The following is a 26057-nucleotide window of genomic DNA, read 5'->3' as shown; positions in this document are numbered from 1 at the left end:
ACACCATGAATATCCGCAAGGGCCTCGCCGTCGTCGGCGCCGTGCTCGCCATGTCCACCTCCATCCTGAGTGTCGCCTCGCCGGCGGCGGCGGCCGAACGGGACGGAACCTGCGACAGCGGCGAGTTCTGCTACTACTACAACAGCAACCAGGCCGGCTCGGTCTCCGACTTCACCGACTCCCTGGACGACTACGGCACGACCCAACCGACCTGCTACGACTTCAAGGGCGCGGGCGCCGGCAAGGGCCTGTGCGTGAAGAACAACGCCGCGTCGGTGTGGAACCGTACCGGCAAGACCGTGCGGGTCTACTTCAACAGCAACTTCGCCGGTGCCACCCAGGACTTCGCGTCCGGGGCGAAGGGCAACCTCAACGCCACGCTGAAGAACAACAACGCCTCGCACGAGCTGCTGAGCGGACCGACGGGCTGTAGCACCGACGGCACCAACAGCAAACTGCCGAGCACCATCCTCGTCTACCGGGTCAGTCTCGGCCGAGTCGATCGGGTCGACTTCAAGACGTACGTCAAGAACGTCCTCCCGAACGAGTGGATCACGAGTTGGCCGGCTGCCTCGCTGGACGCCGGTGCGATGGCCGTGAAGAGCTACGCCTGGTACTGGGCGCTGCACTCGACCCGCAAGACCTCCGGCGGCCAGTGCTACGACGTCCGGGACGACACGGGCGACCAGGTCTACCGGCCGTCGTCGGCACAGGCCTCGACGTCGGCGGCGGTGGACCGGACCTGGTCGACCCGGATGACCCGGAGCGGCAACATCCTGCGGGCGCACTACTGCGCGACCACCACCGCGTGCGGTGGCTGGGTGGACGGGGACTGGCTGTCGCAGTACGGCTCCCGTGATCTCGCCAATTCGGGCAGCAGCTACCAGGCGATCCTGCGCCACTACTACCGCGACGTGGTCATCTCCTGACGTCACGCGTCACACGTGCCGCCCGCCGCACACTCGCGGCGGGCGGCACGCTCGTGGGCGCCCGGCGCGCGGGAGCCGTACGAGCTGCGTGGCCTGCGGGAAAGACGAAGCGCCCCGTCCGGCGTGGACGGGGCGCTTCGTCGGTTCAGCCGAGGTCTGTGCCGGGCACCGGTCCGGCCTCGTCGGCGCTCGACGCCGGGGCGGCCACCTCGATCCGGGGCGACCGGTCCGGCGGAAGATGAGCGCGGTCGGCGATCACCACCACATCCACCTCCCCGTCGATCATCTTCTGCTCGACGGCCTCCCACGGCGCCCGCATGATCCCGTTCAGTCGGTAGTCATGCCGGCGGAGGTGGGTCAGACACGACGCGATGGCGTGCTCCGACGGCTCGATGTCGGCCGGTACCCAGATAACGGCTAGTTCCATGATCTCTCCTGATCAACGTCGTGGACGCGGGTGACAGATCAGGAGTTGCCGGGGCGGTGGGGGACCCCGCTCCACGGGCCGGCTGATGGCATGGCTGTCGAAGGGGAGGACGGCACGCCCCCGGTGCAGCGCTGCGACGGGCGGCGGCCCGTAGGCCGCCGGCGCCTTCTGGTCGAGCCCGCCGGCGCCGGAGCCGGCGCCGGCGGGTGCGGACACGAATGCCAGCACCAACGCCGGTCGCACCGGCAGGGGGCCGGCGGGAGGGGGTGGCGCCGACAGCGGTCGAGCGGTCATCGCCGTCGGCGTTCGAGTGGGCACGCGGCCGTCGACGGTGCCGGGGAGGCGGGCCCGGGACGCTCGCGCCGTCACCTGGGTCGGCGGCGGTGGCGACGGTGGCGCGGTGGCGCGTGCGGCCGGCGGGGCCGAGGCCGACGGAACGCGCGGCGGGGACGACTGTCGCGCACGGGGTCGTCGGGCTGGCGCGGCGGTGGAGGGTTCGACCGACAGCGCGCCGGTGACACTCGGCAGGGGCAGGGGGACGGCTGTCGGCACGGGCAGTGGGACGGCCGTCGGCACGGGTATTGGGACGGCCGTCGGCACGGGCAGGGGGACGGCCGTCGGCAAGGACCGGCCGACGTCCAGCGGTGTCTCGACCACGTCGTGCAGCAGCGCCCCGACGATTCCCGGCGCGGTGGCGTCCTGTGCCGGTGCGCGGGTGGTCGGCGACGGTGCCGGTGAAGGGGCGGCGTGCGCGGGCTCGGGGCCCAGGGCCGCGCCGAGGGCCGCCGCCCCCAGCGCTGCCGCTCCGAACGCCGCTGCGCCGAGCGTGGGCGGCGGCGGACACCGCTTCGGCCGCCTCACGCCGTCCCATCCATGCGCGGACTGTTGCCCCCGGGTAACTCGGGTTACACCTGTCGCGGACCGATCCGCGGCCACCGCGCCGGTCCAGCTTCGCCGGGCGCGTGCGGCGCGCGGGTCCCCGCTCCGCGCCCCTGTGGTACGCCGGGCAGGTGACCTGGACTGTGAGCGATAACAAGACCGTCGCGCGGCGCACCCACAGCGTCGGAGCGGCACGGATCGTCGACCCGATCCCGTCCGGACGTCGACAGGTGGCAATGGGACACGCTCCGCGAACCGATTCGGCCGGGCGACTATGTGGCCGGCTCGTTACGTCTTGACGAACAGCATGTTATCGCTCACTCTCGATGCAGAGGTCGGCGGCGTCGGTGGCTCACCGGGCGAGTCCCGCGGTCGCGCCTCGAAGCACGGCGTCCCCGGGCAGCGGACGTCGTCTCAGGACTCGCGTGGTTGCCGGCGAGCGCCGGCCAGGCTGCGTGCGCTGTGCGCAGTGCCCAGGATGATCGTTCCGGATTCCTCGGCTCACGCCGGCGCCTGTCGTCGGGACCAGTCCGTCCTGAGTGAAGTGGCACATCACCACCACCGATGCAACCACTGAGAAGGAACGACATGAGACCCAAGAAAGCTCTGCTGGCGACGGCGACCCTCGCGGTCGCGCTGACCGCGGGTATGACCATGGCGCTGGCGCCCATGGCCAGCGCCGGAACAACGTTGAAGGCCTCGGCGGCCGAGAAGGGCCGTTACTTCGGCGCCGCCGTCGCGACGGGCAAGCTCTCCAACAGCCAGTACGTCGGCATCCTCAACAGCGAGTTCAACCAGGTCACCCCCGAGAACGAGATGAAGTGGGACGCCACCGAGCCGTCCCAGGGTGCGTTCAACTACAGCGGTGGTGATCGTCTGGTCAGTCACGCGCAGGCCAATGGCATGAGGGTGCGGGGGCACGCGCTGTTGTGGCACGCCCAGCAGCCGGGGTGGGCGCAGGGCATGTCCGGCACCGCGCTGCGTAACGCCGCGATCAACCACGTCACCCAGGTCGCCACCCACTTCCGGGGCAAGATCTACGCCTGGGACGTGGTGAACGAGGCGTTCGCCGACGGCGGCAGCGGCGGGCGACGGGACTCGAACCTGCAACGCACCGGCAACGACTGGATCGAGGCGGCGTTCCGCGCCGCCCGCGCCGCGGACCCGGGCGCGAAGCTCTGCTACAACGACTACAACACCGACGGCATCAACGCGAAGTCGACAGGCATCTACAACATGGTGCGCGACTTCAAGTCCCGCGGCGTACCGATCGACTGCGTCGGCTTCCAGTCCCACCTCGGCACCACGTTGGCCAGTGACTACCAGGCCAACCTCCAGCGCTTCGCCGACCTCGGCGTCGACGTGCAGATCACCGAGCTGGACGTGATGACCGGCTCCAACCAGGCCAACATCTACGGTGCGGTCACCCGCGCCTGCCTGGCCGTCGCCCGCTGCGCCGGCATCACCACCTGGGGCGTGCGCGACAGCGACTCCTGGCGCGGTAGCGACAACGCGCTGCTGTTCGATGGTTCGGGCAACAAGAAGGCGGCGTACACCTCCGTCCTCAACGCTCTCAACGGGGGCAGCACCTCGCCCACCACGCCTCCGCCGGGCACCGGGGTGGACACCACCGCCTGGTACGTGTTGGTGAACCGCAACAGCGGCAAGGCGCTCGACGTGTACGAGCGGGCGACCACCGACGGCGCGCGGATCGACCAGTGGGCCCGCAACGACGGCGCGTGGCAGCAGTGGCAGTTCGTGGACTCCGGTGGCGGTTACTACCGACTGAAGTCCCGCAACTCGGGCAAGGTGCTGGATGTCTACAACTTCTCCACCGCCGACTCGGCGGCGATCGTCCAGTGGAGCGACGGCAACGGCACGAACCAGCAGTTCCGGCTGGCCGAGTCGTCCGGTGGCTACCTGCGCCTGATCAACCGCAACAGCGGCAAGGCCGTCGAGGTGCAGGGCGCGTCCACCGCCGACGGCGGGAACATCGTGCAGTATGCCGACTGGGGTGGCAACAACCAGCAGTGGCAACTGGTCCGGGTCGGGTAGCCACCCGACCCGCTGAACCGGCAGCGTGGTGGCGCGGACGCACCTCGTCCGCGCCACCGTCGCCGCTGGCCGCGACACCCCCTCGGCACCCGACAGTTGAACCTCGTGCCTGCGCATCCACGCTTCGGACAGCGGATGGACAAGGGCAGCACTATTGGAGAGCATCTATTTCATGATTATCCGGTCCGCCACCCCGCCACCGACCACGGAGAACGTGCCGCCCGAGCCGGTCTCCGACGACCGGCCACCGGCCGATTGGGGTCGATGGCGCTGGGTCCGTAACGAATGGACCGTGGCGGTCCTGGCGAGCCTGCTGGTGGCGGTGGTGCTGACCTGGCCGACGCTGCGGCACCCGGCGAGCACGATCCCCGGTGACCTGGGCGACCCGCTGTTGCAGGCGTGGCAGGTCGCCTGGTCGGGGCACGCTCTGCTGAGCAGTCCGGCCGACCTCTGGAACTCCAACACGTTCTACCCCGAGAAGTACACGTACGCCTACAGCGACACCCTGCTCGGCTACGCCCCGATGGGAATGCTCGGCTCCGGCTTCACGGCCGCTGTGATCCACTACAACGTGCTGTACGTGCTGCTGCACGCCTTGGCGTCGCTCGGGGCGTACGCCCTGGCGCGGCAGCTCGGCGCGAACCGGTGGGGCGGTGCGGTCGCCGGGATCGCATGGGCGTACGCGCCCTGGCGGTTGGCGCACTCCGGGCACCTGAACATCCTGTCCAGCGCGGGAATCGCGCTGTCGCTGGCCATGCTGGCCCGGGGTCACGGCTGGTCGTTGCGCCACGGGTACCGGCCGGAGCTGCGCCGGCCCGGTTGGGCGGTGGCCGGGTGGCTGGTCGCCGCCTGGCAGGTCTCCCTCGGCTTCGGCATCGGCCTGCCGCTGGTGTACTTCCTGCTGGCCGCGGTGCTGGTGGCGGCGGGTTGCTACGGCTGGTCCTGGTGGCGGCGGCGGGAGCGGCCGCCGTTCGGTCGGCGGCTGTTGCTCGCGGATCTGATCGGTGGGGGTGTGTTCGGCGCGGTGACGCTGCTGCTGGGCATGGTCTACCTGCGTGTCGTCGATCTCAACCCGCAGGCCGAGCGGACGCTGGACTGGACGAAGATGTTCTCGCCTCCGCTGATCGGGTTCGTCACCGCACCTGCCGACTCGTGGTTGTGGGGCGAGCGGCACGCCGCCGCACGCGAACAGTTGTCCTGGCCGCCGGAGATGGCGCTGCTGCCGGGGATGATGCTGATCGGGTTGGCCGCGGCCGGGCTGTTCCTCTCGGCGTATCCGCTGCGGCACCGGGTCGCGCTGGGGCTCGGCGTGGTCGGCACGGTGCTGCTGGGTCTGGGCGCCACGCTCGGCGGTGATGGCGACCCCGGCTACCTGACACTGTCCACGCTCCTGCCGGGCTGGGACGCGTTGCGTACCCCCGGGCGGATGATGCACTGGACGAGCCTGCTGCTGGCGGTGCTGGCCGCCGGTGCGGTGACGGCGCTCGCCGAATCGCTGCGCGAGTCCTCGCCCCGCCAGTGGACGCGGATCCTCACGCCGCTGGTCCTGCTGGTGCCGTTGACCATGGTCACCCTGGAGGGCGTCAACCGGACGCCCCACCCGAGCGTGCCGCAGCCGCCGGCCGCGATGCGGACGGTGCAGGACCCGATCCTGGTGCTGCCGGCCGGCAGCGTGGGCGATCTGACGTACATGTTGTGGACGACCGACGGGTTCCCCCGGGTGACCAACGGTCTGGCCGGCTTCGAGCCGGTCAGTCAGGCGCAGACCCGGACCGCTGTGGCGTCGTTCCCCGACGCGGGCAGCGTGGCGTACCTGCGGGGGATAGGCGTGCGGTCGGTGGTGTTCGTGCCGAGCCGCGCCGCGGGGACGCCGTGGGAGGGCATCGCGGCCCGGCCCATCGACGGGCTGGGCATCACCCGGGAGGATCTCGATGGCACGCTTGTCTACCACCTCTGACCGCGCGGGCGCCGGACCGGCCGGCGTCGGCGTCGGACACCCGGGCACGGGCGGAAAGGGGTGACGACAGTGCGACTGTCCGTCGTGGTGCCCTGCTTCAACGAGGAGGCGTCGGTGGAGCGGCTGCACGAGACCGTGTGCGCCGCCCTCGCCGAGCTGCCCGACGTGGACGTCGAGGTGGTGTACGTCGACGACGGCAGCGAGGACGGCACCCTCGCGGCGCTGCGCCGGCTCGCCGCCGCGGACCCTGCTGTCTGCTACACGTCGCTGAGCCGGAACTTCGGCAAGGAGGCGGCGATGCTCGCCGGGTTGCAGCGGGCCACCGGTGACGCGGTGGTCATCATGGACGCCGACCTGCAACATCCGCCGCGGCTGCTGCCCGAGATGGTGATGCTGTACCAGCAGGGCTTCGACCAGGTGATCGCCCGTCGGGACCGGCGCGGTGACCGGTTCGTGCGGATGGTCGCCTCGCGGTCCTTCTACCGGGTGATCAACTGGTGGATCGACGTGCGCCTACAGGACGGGGCGGGTGACTTCCGTCTGCTGTCCCGACTCGCGGTGGACGCGATCCTGGCGATGCCGGAGTACAACCGCTTCTCCAAGGGACTGTTCTCCTGGATCGGCTTCCGGACGGCGGTGGTGGCCCACCCCAACGAGACCCGGCAGTCGGGTCGGAGCAGGTGGACGTTCGGCAAGCTCTTCAACTACGCGTTCGACGGCCTGCTGTCGTTCAACAACCGGCCACTGCGCCTGGCGATCTACGGGGGCCTGTTCCTCACGCTCATCGCGCTCGTCTACATGGCCTGGGTGGTCGCGGACGCCGTCGAGAAGGGCATCGACGTTCCTGGCTACACCACCATCATCGTCAGCGTGATCGGGCTCGGCGGCATCCAGATGACGATCCTGGGCGTGATCGGGGAGTACATCGGCCGGATCTACTACGAGACCAAGCGCCGACCGCACTACCTGGTGCAGGAGACGGAGCACCTGCGCGCGGAGACCGGCGACGGGCCGCGGCTGCAGGTTCCGCCCGTGCCACGCTCGACCGTACGCGGCCAACGGACGGTGCCGGCCCGGGAGGACTCCGTCGGCCGGGATCCGGCGCCCCGCCGGCGGGAGGTCCACGACCGCGACACCGGCTGACGGCGTGTGGCGCAGTGGGGTCGGTCAGCGACCGCAGGATGGGCACGCGCCGCGGGTGCGCAGGTGGTAGTCGCTGGACGCGGCGAGGAGGCCGAGCCCCAGGAGGCAGTACGCCGACATGGCCACCCAGAGGAACGCGTCGGAGAACTCGCTGGCCGACCCGGACGCCACCTGCGCCAGCCCCATGCCGAAATAGGCGACGATGGCCGCCCCGAGCCCGAAGCCCGGCACGAGCAGCAGCCGGCGGGGGATCGTACGGCCGGCGAGCAGTGGCACCCATCCCGGCCAGATTTCACCCCAGTGCCGCACCAGTGCCAGCGGTAACAGCACCCCGGCCAGCACCAGACCGATCTCCAACCCGATCACCGAGGCGTCCTGCGTGAGGCCGTCGAAGCCCACCACCGCCTGGGCCGCGAACCGGGTCACGAGGCCGGCCACCGCCACGTACGCGGCCCAGCGTGCCCACGGCGCGGGTGCCGAACGCCGCCGGCCGGGTGGGCCCGTCCGGCAGCAGTTGAGGCAGTCGCCCCGCGTGCGGCGCTGGTAGCGAGCGGTGGCCAGGCCGAGCAGGGCCGCTCCGGTGACGCACCCGAGCCGGCTCGCGAAGGCCACCGGATCGAAGGACGGGCCGGGGGCGAACAGCAGGAGACTCACCAGTTCCGGCAGCAGGATCGCGGCGGCCGCGACCAGTGCCCCGCCGAGCGCCCAGGCTGATCCCGCGAGCACCGGCCGCCAGGTCGCCGCCCGGTCCAGCGCCACCGCCGTCGCGCCTGCCGCCAGGCACAGCGCCACCGACCACCAGCCGGTGAAGCCGAGCAGGTCGGACCCGAACGGGCCGAACTCCGGCGCCTCCCCGATCGTCCACGCCAGACGTACGCCGCCGTAGGCCACGGCCCAGGCGAGTACGGCGGAGGTCAGGTGGTTGCCGCTCCCGCGCGCGGTAGCTGTCGGTGTCGTCATGCCTCCGATCCTCGCGGGGCACCGCCGGGAGCGGTCCCCTCCTGTCGGGGAAGGCGCTCCCCGCCGCGAGGGACGAGCCCCGGCGACCGATCTTGATCCGCCGGCTGTTCAGCCGTACGCTCGGAGCATGGTTGAACATGTTCAAAAACTGGTGTCGGTCGGGGATCGACCGTGAAGATCGTCATTCCGGGCGGCACCGGCCAGGTGGGCGCGATCCTGGACCGGGCCTTGACCGCGCAGGGTCACGAGGTGGTGCTGTTGACCCGCTCGCCCAGTGGTGCGCGTCAGGTTCGCTGGGACGGCGTCACGCTCGGCGACTGGGCCCGGCAGGTCGACGGCAGCGATGTGGTCATCAATCTGGCCGGCCGCAGCGTGAGCTGTCGGTACACCCCGGAGAACCTCGACGCCATGATGCGTTCACGGGTGGAGTCGGCGCGCGTTGTCGGCGAGGCCATCGCCGCGGCCGAGCGGCCACCCAGGGTGTGGATGCAGATGAGCACCGCGACCATCTATGCGCACCGCTTCGACGCCGCGAACGACGAGCACGACGGGGTGCTCGGCGGCGGCGAACACGGCGTGCCCGGGTACTGGTCGTACAGCGTCAAGATCGCCCAGAACTGGGAGGCCGCGCAGGAGCGGGCGGCGACCCCCCACACCCGCAAGGTCGCGCTGCGCTCGGCAATGGTGATGAGCCCCGACCGCGGTGGCGTGTTCGATGTGCTGAGCTGGCTCGCGCGGGTCGGGCTCGGTGGCCCGGTGGCGGGCGGTGGGCAGTACGTCTCGTGGATCCACGACCGGGACTTCGTCCGCGCGGTGTGCCTTCTGATCGACCGTGACGACCTCGCCGGGCCCGTGAACCTGGCCGCGCCCGGCGCGGTGCCACAGCGGGAATTCATGCGGGCGCTGCGGTCGGCCTGGCGGATGCCGGTCGGCCTGCCGGCCACCAGGTTGATGGCGGAGGTCGGCGCGTTAGTGCTCCGGTCGGACACCGAACTGCTGTTGAAGAGCCGGCGCGTCGCCCCGGGTCGGCTCTCCGCCGCGGGCTTCACGTTCGATCATCCGTGCTGGTCCGACGCCGCAGTGGATCTGGCCCTGCGACGCCGGGACCTTGGCGGCCTCGGGCGTGGGGGAGCGCACGGTCGCGCACACCCCCACGCCCGGTCGCGCCGAGACTGACTCGCGGAAGCGGTCAGAGAGTGAACACGAGGGTCGAGATGCTGCGTGCGCCGACGGTGATGGTGGCCTGTCCTCCGTTCACGCTTGTCGGCTGGCTGGCCGCGTTGGCGTTCTGCGAGGTGAGGTAGTACTCGGCCTTGCTGACGTTCTGCGGCGCCTGGATCACGGCGTTGTTGACCGCGCTGTTCGACCGGTTGAGGATCACCAGCGTGATCTTGCCGTCGCCCTGGTAGGCGGTCACCTCCAGCGGCGAGGCCTTGGAACTCTTGGTCAGGGCCACCCGCTGATAGCCCGGCCGGACGTACTTCGCGTACTGCGAGAACGCGTACCCCCGCTTGAGCGGAGCGCCCGCCGTGGTGCCATAGGCCGCCTCGCCGTCGCCGATGAAGGAGTAGTAACGCTTGCCGTACCACCAGATGTAGGCGCTCCAGTTCGCCTCCATCGACTTGTGCACCGTGCGCATGATGTCGTCGAGCGTCTCGTTCCAGACCGCCAGGTTGGCGGGGTTGCCCCAGATGTTGGAGCCGCTGCCGTCCGCCTCGTGGTAGTTCCACTCGGTCATCCACACCGGCTTGTTGTACTGGGCCGCCAGGGGGTACGGCGCCAGCCGACCCGCGGACTCGGTGCCGTACAGGTGGCCGCCGATGTAGCCGATGTTGTTCCGGGCGGTCGCGTCGTTCAGGGTCGGATCGGTGTAGCCGTAGTTCATGTTGACCGCTTCGGCGACCATCAGCTTGCTGTTCTGCACCTTCGTGCCCTGATCACGGACGAAGGTGCGCAGCTCGGTGCCGCTCCAGTCCATCGAGTCGTAGTCGGGGTGCCAGTCCGGCTCGTTCTGCACCGACGTGACGTCGATGGTGACGCCCTGGCCGCGCATGTACTGGACGTAGCTGTTCAGATGGTTCGCGTAGTCGTCGTAGTAGTCGGTCTTCAACTTGCCGCCGTTGGTGCGGCTGTTGTTGGTCTTCCACGCCGCCGGCGCCGTCCACGGTGAGGCGAGGATCTTCACGCCGGACCCGTACGACTTCGCCGTCTTCAGCGAGTTCACGTGGGTCGACCATTCGCTGGACACCGGTGAGAGGCCGGTGCGCACGATGGACAGCCCGAGCTGGTTGGGGCCCAGCCCGACCAGGGTCTGGGTGTCGGTCGTCGACCAGGCGCTGCCCCAGATGGACTGCGCGGCCCCGAAGCCGTCGACCGTCTGGTACCGGGTGGCGCTGTTCACCGTGATGTCCGCCGGCCCGGTGGGTGGCGGGGTGGTGGGTGGCGGTGTGGTCGGCGGCGGTGTCGTCGGGGGCGGCGTGGTAGGCGGTGGTGTGGTCGGCGTCGTGCCGCCGGTGCAGGTCACACCGTTGAGCGCGAAGCTCGACGGATCGGGGTTGCTGCCGGTCCACGAGCCGTTGAACCCGAACGACGTCGTGCCGTTGGTGGGGATGGCCCCGTTGTAACTGACGTTCTTGGCGGTGACCGCGGCGCCGCTCTGGGTCAGGGTCGTGTTCCACGCCTGCGTGACCGTCTGGCCAGCGCTGTAGGACCAGGTCAGCGTCCAACCGCTGACCTGGTCGCCGAGATTGGTGATGGTGACGTTCGCGCCGAAGCCGCCCTCCCACTGCGACGACACGGCGTAGTTCACCGCACAGCCGGCGGGTGCGGCACCGGCCGGCGCCGCCAGGGCGACAGCTGTCGATGCCAGTAGGACGGCGCCGGCCGAAACCAGTGCGGCGTTTGTGACTCTTCGTTTTCTCATGAGCCTTCTCCTGCAGGGGGTGGTGGCGGCGACGGATCCGGTGGATCGGTCGTTCGCAGAGCGTCAGGCGGTACCTCGTCAGGTGCTCGGGAGCGCTCCCAAGCGTGGCGGCGGGCGTTGTCGGGAATTCGCCTGTCCAGTTCAGCCCCGCATGGCAACCCTCGACATCACCCGCCGATCGCCGACCCTCGCGTCGCTCGGACGGGCGCGGAGGGAACACCGGGGGAACGCCGGTGCGTCGGCCGGAATGTCGGCACCAGATGGGGTCTCGCGCCACCGGTCGCGAATGCGCGAGCGGCGGCGGGACCGCGTTGGTGCGGCGAACGGGTCCAGCGGGACTGTGGCACCCTCCTCCGTCGGCCGGTTCCTGGAGCGGGCCGGCCTCGCTGCTCATTCGCGGGCTCGCGGGTGAGTGCCGCACAGCGAGCGTACGAAACAGTTTCTTGTTGCCAGGAATTTATTTCGTCAAGTGGTGCCTGTCAATGCGTCAGGCGTACGCGAGCAGGAAGTCGACGGTCCCGGTGCCGCCGGGCTGGCCGGGGGCGACGGGCAGGCCGGGTTCGCTGTTCAGGACGTAGAAACCGCCGCTGCCGATCAGCCGGGGCGTCACGGCCATCATCTGCGCCGCCATTGTCGCTCCGGTCGGCCGCACCACGCTGTCGAGCAGGAGCCGGAAGAGGTTCGCGTTCAGGTTCGCGACGTGGAGCACCCGGTACGAGCGGGGAGCGGCAGCGCCGGTGCTCGTCAGGCCCCAGATCGGCACGATCTGGTTGCGCCACCGCGACGGGTCGTTCGTGATCGTGCTGTCGTGGGTGTTCAGCTGGGTCTGGATGCCCGAGTGGATCCCGGCCAGGTGGATGTGCAGCTGGTCCTGCGTACGGATCGTCGGGTCGGCCGAGTTGATGCCCAGCCCGAGGTGGGGATAGACGACGTGTCCCGGCTGGCCCGGCTGGGCGTTGTCCCACGCGTCGAGCCAGTAGTTCGGTGCGCTGGCGGTGGTGATGAACGGGCACTCGATGCCGCGGATCCGACAACTGGGGACCAGCAGGAAGTCGTGGTTCGACCCGGATCCTCCATTGAGGATCACGTAGGTGGGGGTGGTGCGCAGGCACTGGGGGAACGGAGGGCCGGTCCTGGTGCCCTCGCAGACCTGCACCCGGTCCCAGAGGTCGAACCTGCCTCCGGTGTCGCCGGGGTAGCCACACAGGGGTGAGGGCGTGGGGCAGGGGGCGCCACCGGGCTCCGGCGGGGACGGTTCGGGGCCCTGGCCCCCGTCGGCCAGCGCCCGGTCCGCGCCGATGATGCCCAGGAGCCCCGTGGCGCCGGCCGTTCCGGAGATCCGGACGAACTGACGCCTGGCCATACCACCCATCTTCATCCTCCGTGGCTGCTCAGAACGGGTGCCGTCAGGTGTCATCGCGCCGCGGATCGGTGTCGACGACCGGCCGATGTGAGTCATGAACGTGTTGAGATTAGGACGAACCAGTCAATGACCCGGGTGGCGGCACGGCTGGTCCCCTGATCGTGTCGGGCTGCGCCGGGGCGCTGACCCGGGCCGGCCCGACAAGCGTCTGCAAAAAACCTGCAAACGCTAACCCTTGCCCAGAGGGAAACCGCTTTCCTACGATTGCGTTACATCGATGTTTCATCTCGAGCTGGGCGGGTGCGCATCGGGATGCGCTTCCGGCGACGTGCCGTTTGGCCAGCGGCTTCGCCGCGCACGCCAGGGCGATGACATTCTCGGCGACGAGCAAACAATTGATTGCCGTCAATGCACAGTGATCGACTGAAATCGCGTACCCGTGGAGGGTCGACGCGTCGATCGCCGCTGCCGTCGGCACATCGAGACGAAAGACGAAGGAGGCGCGACATGAGACGACCAGTCGCACTGCGACTTCAGGCGGCGCTGGCCACGGCCGCTGTCGGGATCGCGGTCGGAGGAACACTGTCCATCCCGCACGCGTCGGCGGCGGTCGGCACCGCCACCGGCTACGCCACCCAGAACGGCGGGACCACCGGCGGCGCGGGCGGGCAGACGGTACGGGCCAGCACGGGCACCGCGATCCACGCGGCGCTGTGCGGGCGAGCCAGCAGCAGCACCCCGATCACCATCGAGGTGACGGGGACGATCAACCACGGCAACACCAGCAAGGTGTCGGGTTCGAGCTGTAACACCGCCGACGGCGTGATCGAGCTCAAGCAGATCAGCAACGTCACCATCATCGGGGTCGGCAGCGGCGCGATCTTCGATCAGTTGGGCATCCACATCCGTGACTCCAGCAACATCATCATCCAGAACGTGACAGTCCGGAACGTCAAGAAGTCGGGTTCGCCCACGTCCAACGGCGGAGACGCCATCGGCATGGAGAGCACGGTCCGCAACGTCTGGGTCGATCACGTCACCCTGGAGGCGTCCGGCGGGGAGTCCGAGGGCTATGACGGCCTGTTCGACATGAAGGACGACACCCAGTACGTGACCTTGTCGTACAGCATCCTGCGCAACTCCGGTCGTGGTGGCCTCATCGGCTCCAGCGAGAGCGACCTCTCGAACGGCTTCATCACGTTCCACCACAACCTGTACGAGAACATCGACTCCCGTACGCCGTTGCTGCGCGGCGGCATCGCGCACATCTACAACAACCACTACGTGAGCCTCCACGAGTCCGGCATCAACTCCCGGGCCGGCGCACGGGCCAAGGTGGAGAACAACTACTTCCGCAACTCGAAGGACGTCCTGGGCACCTTCTACACCAACGAGCGCGGCTACTGGCAGGTCAGCGGCAACACGTTCGACAACGTCACCTGGTCCAGCGCCGGCAGCGAGAACTACCCCGCCGGCCCCAACCCGACGTCCAACACCACAGTCAGCATCCCGTACGCGTACCGCCTCGACGGCGCGAGCTGCGTACCGGATGTCGTCCGGCAGATGGCCGGCGCCAACACGGGCCTGCGGGTCTCCGACGGGAGCTGCTCGCCGCAGACGCCGCCGCCGACCACGGCTGCGCCGACCACCAGGCCGCCGACCACCGCGCCGCCGACCACCGCGCCACCGGCGACGACGCCCCCGCCCAGCGGGACCAACCTCAGCCTGGGTGCCGGTGCCGACGGTTCCAGCAAGGCCAGCGGCACCAGTTACGGCAACGTGCGCGACGGCGACATCGGCACCTACTGGTCGCCGGCCGGATCGACCGGCTCCATCTCGATCAAGTGGGGATCGGCCACCCGGGTGTCCCGGGTGATCATTCGGGAGCCCTCCGGGACCCAGGGCTCCATCGGTTCCTGGCAGCTCGTCAACCACGACACGGGCGCGGTCCTGGCCTCCGGTAGCGGTGCGGGCGTGATCACGTTCTCCGCGACAGCACTGAGCAAGATCACCTTTAAGATCAACAGCTCGAGTGGTGTGCCGCGGGTCGGCGAGTTCGAGACGTACGCCAGCTAGCCATCGGGTGGGCGGGGACGGTCCGGCCGCTCCCGCCCACCCGTGGTCCACGAAGGACGAGGCCGGCCCGCGCCGCCCCGACGATAACCCTCGGTGGCCGATCAGTGACTGCTAGCATGCGGCAATGTCCGCAGCTCAACGGGGGATTCAGGCAGGCGACAGTGGTCCCGCGGTGACCGACGCGGGCCGTCTGGCAGCGTTCAGCGACGCCGTGTTCGCCATCGTCATCACCCTGCTGGTGCTGGATCTGCGGGTGCCGGACTTCCACGAGGGTGGACTGGCCGAGGGTCTGCTCGGGGAGGGACCGTCGTATCTGGCCTTCGTCGTGTCGTTCATCTATGTCGGTGTTCTCTGGCTGAATCATCACGCGGTGCTCCAGATGGTCCGGGGCACCACCCCCGCCTTCAGCTCGATCAACCTCGGCATCCTCTTCGGCGTGGTGATCATCCCGTTTCCCACAGCCGTCCTGGCGTCGGCGCTGGCCGACGGCAACACCGACGATCTGCGCGTGGCGGTCGTCCTGTACGCGTTCGCCGCATCACTGATGTCGGCGCCCTGGTGGGTGCTCTTCGCCTATGTGCGCCGCCACCCGGCCCTGCGCGCCGACACCGTCGACCAGGAGCAGGTCCGGGTGCAGGAGGCCCGCCCGATCGTCGGCCTGGTCCTCTACGGCCTGACCGGGGTGCTCGGCTGGTTGGTGACCCCGTTGCTCGGCCTGATCGGTGTGGTCGTGATGATCATCTTCCATGGCGCCACCAGCCAGGGCCTGCGGCACGGGCTGCGGCGGCGCAGGCGCGACGCCCCCCGGAGCTGACCCACCCGCCGTCCCACCGGACCTCGATTCGCGCAGGTCACACCGCTGCGGCTATCTTTCTGCCTTCGTGGAGACCGTCTGGGGGAGGGCCATGAACACCATCGCCGATCGGATGGCCGCGGCGTACGACGATGCCATCGAGGATCTGTGTGGAGCGACTCCGAAGGGGTGGTACGCGAAGCGGGGCACCGCCCGTGCGGCGGTGACCCATGCGGGAGCGTCGACGTTGAACGTGGCGTACGACCTGTCGCGGGAGCCGGACCTCGATTCGCTGGACACGATGGCGACCGAGGTGGCCCGGCAGATCGAGACCTGGTCGATCATGGTCCGGGAAGACGCCGCCGGCGCGGTGGCTGATCTCGCCGGCCGTCACGGGCTCTCCGAGCGCAGCGAGCTGCCGCTGCTGGCCTGCACGGCGGGCGAGCTGGTCTACCGGGCTGACGAGGCGCAGCGCGAGCGCGTGCGCCGGGTCGGCGCGGCGGACAGCGATCGGTACACGGACGTCCTCACCAGGGGGTTCGACGCCCCGGACGGTCTGTTCGGGTCGCTGATGGGCGGCGCCGTGCTCGACGCGGAACGGATCGACGGCTACCTGTACGAGGAGGCCGGCGAGACCCTCGGCACGGGTCTCGGGATGCGCACCCGAGGGGTGGTCGGCGTGTTCAACATCGCCGTCGTCCCGGGCGCGCGCGGTCGTGGCCTGGGTCGGGCGATCACCGAGACGGTGCTGCGCGACGGCGTGGCGACCGGCGCGGACGCGGCGTACCTGCAGAGCAGCGCGCTCGGCCGGCCACTGTACGAGTCGATGGGCTTTCGCCTCCTGGAAAACTGGACCGCCTTTCATGCGTGACCAGCTGACGAGACGGCCGACACCGCGGAGCGGGCGACGCCACCCTGCGCGAGCAACGAGGGGACATCAACCGTGAGTTTCAGTGACGACGTCCGCTCGGCCTTTCGGCGGGGGGAGACCGACGAAGTCGTGCGGATGAGTACGGCCGAGATCGAGCGGGCCCGGACCGTCGGCGACGCGGCGGGCGAGGTGGAGGCCCGGTACAGCCTCGCGCGGGTGGCGATTCGCGGCGGCGACCTGACGCTCGGGGAGGCGCGGGCGCGTCAGGCGCTCGACGTCGCGGTGCGCTCCGGCGATCGCGCGTTGGAGGAGCGGCCGAGGCACGTGCTGGCCGCGGTGGCGCGGATGGCCGGTGACCTGACCCGGGCACGGGATCTGTACCGGGAGAGCATCGCGCTTAACGAGGCGCTGGGGCGGCCGGAGACCGTCAACTCCGAGACGCACAACCTGGCCTTCTGCGAGCTGGGCCTGGGCAATCTCGCCGAGGCGAGGAGGCTGTTCACCCTCAGCCGTACCCGGGTGTTCAGGCACGGCTGGGACGAGTTCGTGCCGTACGTCTGCGTGGCGGGCGCGGCGCTCGCGTCCGCCGAGGGCGACCACCCGCGAGCGGCGCTCATGGTCGGCCTCGCGGACGCGGCGTTCGCGGCCCTCGGCCAGGTGCCGGATCCGGACGACGCGGCCGACCTCGCCGCCGTGCGGGACGCCGCGATCGAGGCGCTCGGCCCCGACGCCTACGCCGCCGCGCAGGAGCGGGGTCGGCACCTCGACCCCCGTACGGCGTTCGACGACGACCTCTGAGAGGGACGGCCGGTCAGGCGGGCGGCTCGGGGGCCGACCGGGCATCGTCACCGTCGCCCGTGCGGGCCCGCGCGGCGGCGACCGCCCGGCCGCGCTCCGACCCCGGAAAGCGGCCGAGCATCGCGCGCACCTCGTCGGCGCTCACGTTGGCGCCGAACAACTCGCTGCCCGGCTCGAGTCGTACCCCCTCGGCGAGGGGGCCAGCGACGACCGGGTCGAAGCCGAGATCGTCCACGAGGGACGCGACAGTGGCGAGGTCGGCCTCGTCGTCACCGGCGATCGCGATGGCCTTGCGGCCCGCCGTGCCCGTCGGCCGCGCCTCGTCCTCAAGGTCGTGGTAGCCCATGTGGTTGAACGCCTTGACGACCCGCGCGTCGGCCAGGAACGCCTGGACGATCTCACTGGACGAGGTGCGCGGGTCGGTCAGGTCGTCGCGGATGCCGTCCACCTCCCACCAGTAGTTCATCGCGTCGACGACGAGCTTGCCGCGCAGCGCCTCGGCGGGCAGCGCACGGTACTTGCCCAGGGGCAGGGCGAGGATGACGATGTCGGCACCGGCCACGGCGTCGACGGCGGTGGTGGCCACCGCCCCGGGCGTGAGCACCTCGATGGTCAGGGCGATCTTCGCCGGGTCGCCGGAGCCGGCGACGAGCACCCGGTAGTCGGCGGCGAGCGCGAGCCGGGCGAGGACGGTGCCCACCTTGCCGGCACCGAGCACGGCGAGGGTCCGGGGTCGGTCGTGACCGTTGTCGAACATGTCGTCCTTCCAGAGGGGTCGGCCGGTGGGTCAGCTGGCCAGGATGTCGCGGACCATGGGGATCACCCGCGAGCCGTACAGCTCCACGGCGCGCATCCGGGCGCTCACGGACTGCGCTCCGGCGGTGTAGATGAGGTCGAACCGGCCGACGCCCAGGCTGCGGATGGCACCGGCCATCCGGCGGGCCACCGTCTCGGGCGAGCCGATGTAGAGCGAGCCGTGCTCGACCTCGGCGTCGAACTCCGTACGGCGGATCGGTGGCCAGCCGCGCAGCGCGCCGATCCGGTCCCGCATGACCCGGTAGTGCGGCCAGAACAGCTCCTTGGCCTCCTCGTCGGTGTCGGCGATGAAGCCGGGTGAGTGCATCCCGACCGGGTGCGCGGTGGTGCCGAGCTGGTCGGCCGCCCGGCGGTAGAGGTCGATGTAGGGGGCGAAACGGTCGGGAGCGCCGCCGATGATGGCGAGCATGAGCGGCAGGCCGTACCGGGCCGTCCGCACCACCGACTGGGGTGAGCCGCCCACGCCCACCCACGTGGTGAGGTGCCCCGACTCCGTCTTGGGGAAGACGTCGGCGTCCGTGAGCGGGGCGCGCGTGGTGCCGCTCCAGGTGACCGGCTGCTCGTCGAGCAGTTTCGCGAACAGCTCGATCCGCTCCTCGAACAGCACGTCGTAGTCGGCCAGGTCGTAGCCGAACAGGGGGAAGGACTCGGTGAACGAGCCCCGGCCGAGGATGACCTCGGCCCGGCCGTGCGACAGCGCGTCGACAGTGGCGAAACGCTGGAACACCCGGACCGGGTCGTCGGAGCTCAGCACTGTGACACCGGAGGAGAGTCGAATCCGCGAGGTGCGGGTGGCGATGCCCGCCAGCACCGTCTCCGGCGTCGACACCGAGTACTCCGGACGGTGGTGCTCGCCGAGGGCGATCACGTCGACGCCGAGGTCGTCGGCCAGCACTGCCTCGTCGACCACCTGCCGGATCGCGGCGGCGTGCGACACGGGCTTGCCGAAGTCGTCCTCCGGTACGTCACCGAAGGTGTCGAGGCCGAATACGAGGTCAGACATTGGTGGGCTCCTTCGCCAACAGCTCCCGGACCCGCGGCGCGACCTCGCTGCCCAGCAGCTCGATGGTGCGCGCCCGTGCCTCGCGAGGCAGGTGCATGATGTCGTACTTCAGGTCGAACCGATTCAGCCGCAGGTCGCGGGCCATCGTGGCGATCTTGCGGGCGACCGTCTCCGGCGAGCCGACGAACAACGCCCCGTGGTCGATCTCGGCCTCGTAGCGGGCGCGGTCCGGTTTGTAGAAGCCGCGCTCCTCGGCGAGCCGCGCCACGGTCGGCTGCCAGTACCGCCACCAGGTCTCCACCGCCTCCTCGTCGGTGTCCGCGACAAGGCCGAGCGAGTGCTGCCCGACCGGTTGCTCCGGCTGCCCGAACTGTGCGAGCGCCTGGTGGTAGAGGTCGACATGGCCGGCGAACCGCTGGGGACGCCCACCGATGATCGCCAGCATGAGGGGAAGCCCGTGACGGGCGGCGCGGACCACCGAGTTGGGGCTTCCTCCGACGCCGATCCAGGTCGGGATGCCGCCCGGCCGCATCCGTGGGTGCAGCCGCTGGGCGACCAGGGGAGTGCGTACCGTCCCGGACCAGGTGACCGTTTCGTCGCGCTGAAGCCGTAGGAAGAGGTCCAGCTTCTCCTCGAACAACCGCTCGTAGTCGGCCAGGTCGTAGCCGAACAGCGGGAACGACTCGGTCGCCGATGCCCGCCCGAGGACCAGTTGGGCGCGGCCGTCGCTCACCGCGTCGAGGGTGGCGAACTCGTGGTAGAGCCGTACCGGATCGTTCGTGCTGAGGACCGTGACCGAGGTGCCGAGGCGGATCCGCTCGGTCGCCGTCGCGATCCCCGCGAGCAGGACGGGTGTGGCCGAGTCGTTGTGGCCCTCCCGGTAGTGCTCGCCGAGGCTGAACACGTCGAGCCCGACCGACTCCGCGAGTCGGGCCTCGTCCACGAGCAGTCGTACGGTCTCGGCGTCGCTCAGCGTCCGGTCGCCGTCGGTGGCCACCTCGCCGAACGAGTTGAGCCCCAGCTCGAAGCCTTTCGCCGTCATGTCTCCTCCTCGGCGATCCTCGCCGTCGACCGCGGGGAAGTGATCTTCCCCTGTTGACGTGTCAATGATGCTAACCTGCTGATTGACGCGTCAATTCCCCGGGAGAGACACATGGTGAGCGCCACACCCGAGCGGCGGAGGGGCCGCCAGCTGCCGACCGCGGAGGAGCTGCGGATCTGGCGGGACTTCGTCGAGACGACGGGGATGCTCACCTCCCGGGTCGGGTCACGTCTCCAGGTCGACACTTCCCTCTCCTCGGGGGACTACGCCGTCCTGCTCGCCCTCACCGAGGCGCCCGACGAGCGGATGCGCTCCTCCGCCCTCGCCGCACACATCGGGTGGGAGCGGAGCCGGCTCTCGCACCACCTGGGCCGGATGGAACGACGCGGGCTCATTCGGCGCGAGGAGTACGCAACCGTCCCGCGCGGGGCGCAGGTGATCCTCACGCCGGCCGGGGCCGAGGCGTTCCAGCGGGCCACCTTCGGGCACCTGCGCACCATCCGGGAGCTGTTCGTCGACGCTCTCACACCGGAGCAGCTCCGCGCGGCCGGCGACATCGCGGCGGCGCTGCGCGAGCACCTCCGGCCGCGGCCCGAGGAGCGCGAGGAGTAGGCCGGGCCGCATGCGACGCGGCAGACCGGGTACGCCGCTGCGGCCGTCAAGCCCGACGCGCGCCGCGCAGCACGAGGAGTACCGACATGTCGATCGCGGGGCGGGCACGACTCGCGCCGAACGTCTCGCTGGTGCTGCTGGCGTCGATCCTCGTGTCGTTCCTGGCCGCCTCGGCGGCGCCGACTCCGCTCTACGGGATCTACCAGGAGCGCTGGCACTTCTCGCCGGTCACGACCACCGCGGTGTTCGCGGTCTACGCGCTCGCGGTGCTGGCGTCGCTGCTCATCTTCGGCAAGCTCTCCGACCACGTGGGCCGGCGTCCCGTCCTGGCCGTCGCGATCGCCGTGCAGATCCTCTCGCTGCTGGTCTTCATCATCGCCAACGGCGTGCCCGCCCTGGTGGTCGCCCGCCTCGTGCAGGGGCTCGCGGCGGGTGCCGCCACGGGGGCGGTCGGCGCGGCGATGCTGGACATCAACCGTGTGCGCGGGACGCTCGCGAACTCGATCGCGCCCGGTCTCGGCACCGGCAGTGGCGCTCTGCTCTCGGCGCTGCTCATCCGCTACCTGCCCGCGCCGACCCGGCTGGTGTACGTCGTCCTCGTTGCGGTCCTGCTGATCCAGGCCGTCGGGGTCGCCCTGATGCCGGAGACCGTCACACCGATGCCGGGTGCTCGGCGCAGTCTGCGACCCGAGATCCGGCTGCCGCGCCCCGTACGCGGGCCGGTGCTGGTCGTCGCTCCGGTGCTGTTCGCGGTCTGGGCGCTGGCCGGCTTCTTCGGCGCGCTCGGCCCGGCGCTTGTCCACAGTCTGATGGAGCCGTCGATCGTGGTCGCCGGCCTGGTCCTCTTCGTCTTCGCGCTCTTCGGGTCGGTCGCCGTCCTGGTGCTGCGCAACACCGCGGCGCGGACCGTGATCCTGACCGGGATCGTCGCCCTCATCCTGGGCATGGTCGTCACGGTGCTCTCGGTCATGGCCGAGTCCGTTCCCGGGTTCTTCGTCGGCCTCGCGCTGGGCGGCGTCGGCTTCGGCGGTGGGTTCCAGGGCAGTCTCAAGACGATCATGCCGCTGGTCGAGGCGCACGAACGCGCCAGCGTCCTGTCGCTGCTCTACGTCGTCTGCTACGTCGGCTTCGGCCTTCCCACCGTGATCGCCGGCTTCCTCGTCGTCTACGCCGGCGGTCTGCCGCAGACGGCCGACGAGTACTCGGTCGCCGTCATCCTCCTCGCCCTCGTCGCCCTGCTCGGGGTGCGCAGAGCGGCACGGGTGGCACCCGGCTGATGCGGGAAACGCCGCACCCGCCGCCGGCACAGGACGTAGCGTGGTGATCGCCGACGGCGGTGCCCGCACGCGATCCAGGAGGCCGAGATGAGCCCGAAGGCTGGCGACGCGAGCGCCGCGTCGAATGTCGCAGGCCTCGACGTCAAGGTCGAGGTGATCGTCATCGGAGTCTCGGACGCCGACCGCGCGAAGCGGTTCTACCAGGGCCTCGGGTGGCGACTCGACCAGACGCCGCCGGGCATCGTCCAGTTCACGCCGCACGGCTCCGCGTGCTCGGTGCAGTTCGGCGCTCAGCTCACGTCGGCGACGCCGGGTTCGGCGACGGCGTACCTGGTCGTGTCGGACATCGAGGCGGCCCGCGACGCGCTCGCCTCGGCCGGTGTCGACGTGGGCGGCGTCTTCCACGTGACGCCGGACGGGCCGGCCGACGGCCCGGACCCCGAGCGGCGCAGCTACGTCTCGCGTGCCACGTTCCGCGACCCGGACGGCAACACCTGGCTGATGCAGGAGATCACGAACCGGCTGCCGGGGCGCGTCGAGGGCGACCTGACGTCGTACGGGTCCGCGAGCGAGTTGGCGAGCGCGCTGCGGCGCGCGGCCGCCGCCCACGGCGAGCACGAGAAGCGCACCGGCGAGCGGGACGACAACTGGCCCGACTGGTACGCGACGTACATGGTGAGCGAGCAGTCGGGGGCCACGCCGCCCGAGTGAGCGGTGCCGGCGCACCACCCCACCGTCCGCCGGATCCGGCGCGGCGGTGCTGTTGCGTGCCCACCTCCACCGGCCGTCGACAAGAATCATCAGATGTATTGGCGAGTCGTGTGGACGGCACGTGTGTCCACCGTGGCCGCCTGCCCGCGCCACCGTTCCGGGCGAGTCCGAACTCTCCTGATTAGGGTCGGGTCGCCGCCCGTGATCCTCCGGGCTATCGACCGTTGCCTATTGCGTGACACCGGAGTAATCTTCCCGAAACACATCGGACGTTTGACCGTCCGAGGGTCTGCCGACGGCCTGCGCAGCGAGGCCGGTGCCACCGCGCGGATCCACTATCGGGGGTCGTCGTTGTCGCGCGTGGGTGGCCGTACCGGTCACCGTTTGGAGGATCGATGTCAGACCTGACCCGGCGGCAGGCCCTCAAGATCGGCGCGGCCGGCGCGGGTGGCGCCCTGCTCCCGCTGCCCTGGACGGCCACCGCCCAAGCTGACTCCGTCGCGCCGCCGCAGGTGCTGGCGGCCAACGACCTCGCCCTCTGGTACGACGAGGGCGCCGGCACCGACTGGCTGCGGGCCCTGCCGATCGGCAACGGCCGGCTCGGCGCGATGGTGTTCGGCAACGTCGACACCGAGCGACTCCAGCTCAACGAGGACACCGTGTGGGCCGGCGGCCCGCACGACCCCAGCAACACCAGAGGCGCCGCCGCGCTGGCGGAGATCCGGCGACTGGTCAACGCCAACCAGTGGACCCAGGCCCAGGACCTCATCAACCAGACCATGATGGGCAACCCCGGCGGGCAGTTGGCGTACCAGACCGTCGGCAACCTCCGGCTGGCCTTTGGTTCGGCAAGCGGGGCGTCCCAGCACAACCGCACGCTGGACCTCACCACCGCCACGGCCACGACGTCGTACGTCCTGGGCGGCATCCGCTACCAGCGTGAGGTCTTCGCCAGCGCGCCGGACCAGGTCATCGCGATGCGACTGACCGCCGACCGCAGCAATTCGATCAGCTTCACCGCCACCTTCGACAGCCCCCAACGTACGACGGTGTCCAGCCCGGACGGCACGACGATCGGCCTCGACGGCGTCTCCGGCAGTCAGGAGGGCGTCACCGGGCAGGTCCGCTTCCTCGCCCTGGCCAACGCCACCGTCAGCGGGGGCACCGTGTCCAGCTCCGGCGGCACCCTGCGGGTCACCAACGCGACGAGCGTGACACTGCTCATCTCGATCGGCTCCAGCTACGTCAACTACCGCAACGTCGGTGGCGACTACGGGGGCATCGCCCGCCAGCGCCTCAGCGCGGCGCGCGCCTACAGCTACGACCAGCTGCGCAGCCGGCACGTCGCCGACTACCAGTCGCTGTTCGGGCGGGTGACCCTCGACCTCGGCCGCACCTCCGCCGCCGACCAGACGACCGACGTCCGCATCGCGCAACACAACAGCGTCAACGACCCGCAGTTCTCCGCGCTGCTGTTCCAGTTCGGCAGGTACCTGCTGATCTCGTCGTCGCGGCCCGGCACCCAGCCGGCGAACCTCCAGGGCATCTGGAACGACTCGCTCACCCCCTCCTGGGACTCGAAGTACACGATCAACGCCAACCTGCCGATGAACTACTGGCCGGCCAACACGACCAACCTGGCCGAGTGCCACAACCCGGTGTTCGACATGGTCCGCGACCTGTCGGTGGCCGGCGCGCGCACCGCCCAGGTGCAGTACGGCGCGGGCGGCTGGGTCACCCACCACAACACCGACGCGTGGCGGGCGACCGCCGTCGTGGACGGCGCGTTCTGGGGCATGTGGCAGACCGGCGGCGCGTGGCTGTCCACGCTGATCTGGGACCACTACCTGTTCAACGGTGACGTCGAGTTCCTGCGGACGAACTACCCGGCCATGAAGGGCGCCGCGCAGTTCTTCCTCGACACCCTGGTGACCGAGCCGACCCTCGGCTACCTGGTGACCAACCCGTCGAACTCGCCGGAGCTGAGCCACCACGCGAACGCCAGCGTGTGCGCGGGCCCGACCATGGACAACCAGATCCTGCGCGACCTCTTCGACGGCGTCGCCCGGGCCAGCGAGATCCTCAACGTGGACAGCACCTTCCGGGCCCAGGTCCGCGCCACCCGGGACCGGCTCGCGCCGATGAAGATCGGCTCGCGGGGCAACATCATGGAGTGGCTGTACGACTGGGTGGAGACCGAGCCCAACCACCGGCACATCTCGCACCTCTACGGGCTCGCGCCCAGCAATCAGATCACCAAGCGCGGCACCCCGCAGTTGTTCGAGGCCGCCCGCCGTACGCTGGCGCTGCGCGGCGACGACGGCACCGGTTGGTCGCTGGCCTGGAAAATCAACTTCTGGGCGCGGATGGAGGAGGGCAAGCGGGCCCACGACCTGATCCGCTACCTCGCCACCACCGCCCGGCTCGCCCCCAACATGTTCGACCTGCATCCGCCCTTCCAGATCGACGGCAACTTCGGCGCCACCGCCGGCATCGCCGAGATGCTGCTCCAGAGCCACATCGGTGAGCTGCACATCCTGCCCGCGCTGCCGCCGGCCTGGCCCAGCGGCCGGGTGACCGGCCTGCGCGCCCGCGGTGGGCACACGGTCAGCATCACGTGGGCGAGCGGCGCGGCCACCGAGGTGCTGGTGCGACCGGACCGTGCCGGCACCGTCCGCCTGCGGTCGCGGTTCCTGACCGGCACCGTCAGCGTCGTCGACACCGCCGACGGGACGTCACCGCGGGTCACCCGGATCGAGTCCGACCTGGTCGAGGTGACCGTGCAGGCGGGACGCACCTACCGGGTCAGCAGCACGGGTGTCGCCACGCCGACGCTGGAGCAGAGCTTCACCAACGCCGGCATCAGCAACGACAGCAACACCAACGTCGCGAACTTCGACGGCAACGGCGCGAGTCTCTCCGCGCAGGCCCTGGCGCAGGCCGGCGCCAGCCCGGGCGGCACGGTGAGCCGCAACGGTGTGAACTTCCGCTGGCCCAACGTCAGCCCCGGTACGGCCGACAACGCCATCGCCTCGGGCCAGACCATCGGCGTCAGCGGCACCGGCAGCACGCTCGGCTTCCTCGTGACCGGCACCTACGGCGCCGTGTCGGGAACCGGCACCGTCGTGTACGCCGACGGCACCCGCCAGACGTTCACGTTGAGCACGCCCGACTGGTACGGCGGGCCGCAGTCCGGGGCGACCGCCGCGATCGTGTCCGCCTACCAGAACCGGCCCAACAACGCCCGCCAGGCCACGGCGGCCTGCATCTACTACGTGGGCGTCGCGTTGCAGAGCAAGGCGGTGACCCAGGTCGTGCTGCCCAACATCAGCGCACGGCCCGCGGCGAACGTGCCGACCATGCACGTCTTCGCCATCGCCATCGGGTCCTGACACCGGGCTCGCGCCGCGCCGCCGGGACGG

Annotated in this window: 20 protein-coding genes; 13 read left to right on the top strand and 7 right to left on the bottom strand. The window is 70.4% G+C overall.

Annotation, left to right across the window (positions count from 1 at the left end):
• The first annotated feature begins 5 nt into the window (after positions 1–5).
• The gene (locus AB0B97_RS11400) at positions 6–929 is read left to right on the top strand and encodes a SpoIID/LytB domain-containing protein (protein WP_357492776.1); all 924 of its coding nucleotides are present in this window, start codon (positions 6–8) and stop codon (positions 927–929) included.
• A 145-nt stretch (positions 930–1074) separates the two neighbouring features.
• Here AB0B97_RS11400 and AB0B97_RS11395 read toward each other — a convergent pair whose 3' ends face one another.
• A complete protein-coding gene (locus AB0B97_RS11395) occupies positions 1075–1356 on the bottom strand; it encodes a hypothetical protein (RefSeq protein ID WP_234581173.1) in 282 nt (93 codons plus the stop codon).
• Between the two features lie 1467 nt (positions 1357–2823).
• On the opposite strand from AB0B97_RS11395, the gene AB0B97_RS11390 reads away from it, so the two are divergent.
• The 3 genes from AB0B97_RS11390 (at position 2824) to AB0B97_RS11380 (ending at position 7390) form a co-directional block, all read left to right on the top strand.
• Entirely contained in the window at positions 2824–4290 is a 1467-nt protein-coding gene (locus AB0B97_RS11390) for an endo-1,4-beta-xylanase (RefSeq protein WP_357492774.1), read from the top strand.
• 172 nt (positions 4291–4462) lie between these two features.
• The gene (locus AB0B97_RS11385; RefSeq protein ID WP_357492772.1) at positions 4463–6247 is read left to right on the top strand and encodes a hypothetical protein; all 1785 of its coding nucleotides are present in this window, start codon (positions 4463–4465) and stop codon (positions 6245–6247) included.
• A 60-nt stretch (positions 6248–6307) separates the two neighbouring features.
• A complete protein-coding gene (locus AB0B97_RS11380) occupies positions 6308–7390 on the top strand; it encodes a glycosyltransferase family 2 protein (protein WP_357492770.1) in 1083 nt (360 codons plus the stop codon).
• Positions 7391–7414: 24 nt separating this feature from the next.
• On the opposite strand, the gene AB0B97_RS11375 is transcribed toward AB0B97_RS11380, so the two are convergent.
• Positions 7415–8350 (bottom strand): hypothetical protein, encoded by a 936-nt coding sequence (locus AB0B97_RS11375; protein WP_357492768.1) that lies wholly within the window; start codon positions 8348–8350, stop codon positions 7415–7417.
• Between the two features lie 171 nt (positions 8351–8521).
• On the opposite strand from AB0B97_RS11375, the gene AB0B97_RS11370 reads away from it, so the two are divergent.
• Entirely contained in the window at positions 8522–9526 is a 1005-nt protein-coding gene (locus AB0B97_RS11370) for a DUF1731 domain-containing protein (RefSeq protein WP_357492766.1), read from the top strand.
• Positions 9527–9539: 13 nt separating this feature from the next.
• Here the strand turns inward: AB0B97_RS11370 and AB0B97_RS11365 are convergent, their stop codons facing one another.
• Positions 9540–11273: a cellulose binding domain-containing protein gene (locus AB0B97_RS11365; RefSeq protein ID WP_357492764.1), complete on the bottom strand. Its 1734-nt coding sequence runs from the start codon at positions 11271–11273 to the stop codon at positions 9540–9542.
• Positions 11274–11760: 487 nt separating this feature from the next.
• On the bottom strand, positions 11761–12636 hold the full coding sequence (locus AB0B97_RS11360) for a CDP-diacylglycerol diphosphatase (RefSeq protein WP_357492762.1): 876 nt from the start codon (positions 12634–12636) through the stop codon (positions 11761–11763).
• Between the two features lie 507 nt (positions 12637–13143).
• Here AB0B97_RS11360 and AB0B97_RS11355 point away from each other — a divergent pair.
• From AB0B97_RS11355 to AB0B97_RS11340, 4 genes are all read left to right on the top strand, one after another.
• Positions 13144–14712 (top strand): pectate lyase, encoded by a 1569-nt coding sequence (locus AB0B97_RS11355; protein ID WP_357492760.1) that lies wholly within the window; start codon positions 13144–13146, stop codon positions 14710–14712.
• 124 nt (positions 14713–14836) lie between these two features.
• Positions 14837–15526 carry a TMEM175 family protein gene (locus AB0B97_RS11350; RefSeq protein WP_357492758.1) on the top strand — a complete coding sequence of 230 codons (690 nt, stop codon included), beginning with the start codon at positions 14837–14839 and terminating at the stop codon, positions 15524–15526.
• Between the two features lie 91 nt (positions 15527–15617).
• Positions 15618–16376 (top strand): GNAT family N-acetyltransferase, encoded by a 759-nt coding sequence (locus AB0B97_RS11345; RefSeq protein ID WP_357492756.1) that lies wholly within the window; start codon positions 15618–15620, stop codon positions 16374–16376.
• A 135-nt stretch (positions 16377–16511) separates the two neighbouring features.
• Positions 16512–17174 (top strand): tetratricopeptide repeat protein, encoded by a 663-nt coding sequence (locus tag AB0B97_RS11340; protein WP_357492754.1) that lies wholly within the window; start codon positions 16512–16514, stop codon positions 17172–17174.
• Positions 17175–17187: 13 nt separating this feature from the next.
• On the opposite strand, the gene AB0B97_RS11335 is transcribed toward AB0B97_RS11340, so the two are convergent.
• Genes AB0B97_RS11335 through AB0B97_RS11325 form a run of 3 tightly spaced genes read right to left on the bottom strand, consistent with a single transcriptional unit; the run spans position 17188 to position 20035 of the window.
• Entirely contained in the window at positions 17188–17931 is a 744-nt protein-coding gene (locus AB0B97_RS11335) for an NADPH-dependent F420 reductase (RefSeq protein WP_357492752.1), read from the bottom strand.
• Positions 17932–17961: 30 nt separating this feature from the next.
• Positions 17962–18993: an LLM class flavin-dependent oxidoreductase gene (locus AB0B97_RS11330; protein WP_357492750.1), complete on the bottom strand. Its 1032-nt coding sequence runs from the start codon at positions 18991–18993 to the stop codon at positions 17962–17964.
• The gene (locus AB0B97_RS11325) at positions 18986–20035 is read right to left on the bottom strand and encodes an LLM class flavin-dependent oxidoreductase (protein WP_357492748.1); all 1050 of its coding nucleotides are present in this window, start codon (positions 20033–20035) and stop codon (positions 18986–18988) included. Before AB0B97_RS11325 ends, AB0B97_RS11330 begins: the two co-directional genes overlap by 8 nt.
• A 111-nt stretch (positions 20036–20146) precedes the next feature.
• Here AB0B97_RS11325 and AB0B97_RS11320 point away from each other — a divergent pair, with 111 nt between their 5' ends.
• The 4 genes from AB0B97_RS11320 to AB0B97_RS11305 all read left to right on the top strand — a co-directional run bounded on the left by AB0B97_RS11320 (position 20147) and on the right by AB0B97_RS11305 (position 26027).
• The gene (locus AB0B97_RS11320; RefSeq protein ID WP_357492746.1) at positions 20147–20647 is read left to right on the top strand and encodes a MarR family transcriptional regulator; all 501 of its coding nucleotides are present in this window, start codon (positions 20147–20149) and stop codon (positions 20645–20647) included.
• A gap of 86 nt (positions 20648–20733) precedes the next feature.
• A complete protein-coding gene (locus AB0B97_RS11315) occupies positions 20734–21924 on the top strand; it encodes an MFS transporter (RefSeq protein ID WP_357492744.1) in 1191 nt (396 codons plus the stop codon).
• Between the two features lie 87 nt (positions 21925–22011).
• Positions 22012–22635, top strand: a complete 624-nt coding sequence (locus AB0B97_RS11310; protein WP_357492742.1) for a VOC family protein — start codon at positions 22012–22014, stop codon at positions 22633–22635.
• A 395-nt stretch (positions 22636–23030) separates the two neighbouring features.
• Complete coding sequence (locus AB0B97_RS11305) at positions 23031–26027, top strand: glycoside hydrolase family 95 protein (RefSeq protein ID WP_357492740.1); 2997 nt, start codon at positions 23031–23033, stop codon at positions 26025–26027.
• Positions 26028–26057: the final 30 nt, after the last annotated feature.

This window comes from Micromonospora sp. NPDC049004, from assembly GCF_040649315.1.
GTDB lineage: Bacteria > Actinomycetota > Actinomycetes > Mycobacteriales > Micromonosporaceae > Micromonospora.
This window is presented reverse-complemented; position numbering and strand designations above follow the sequence as displayed.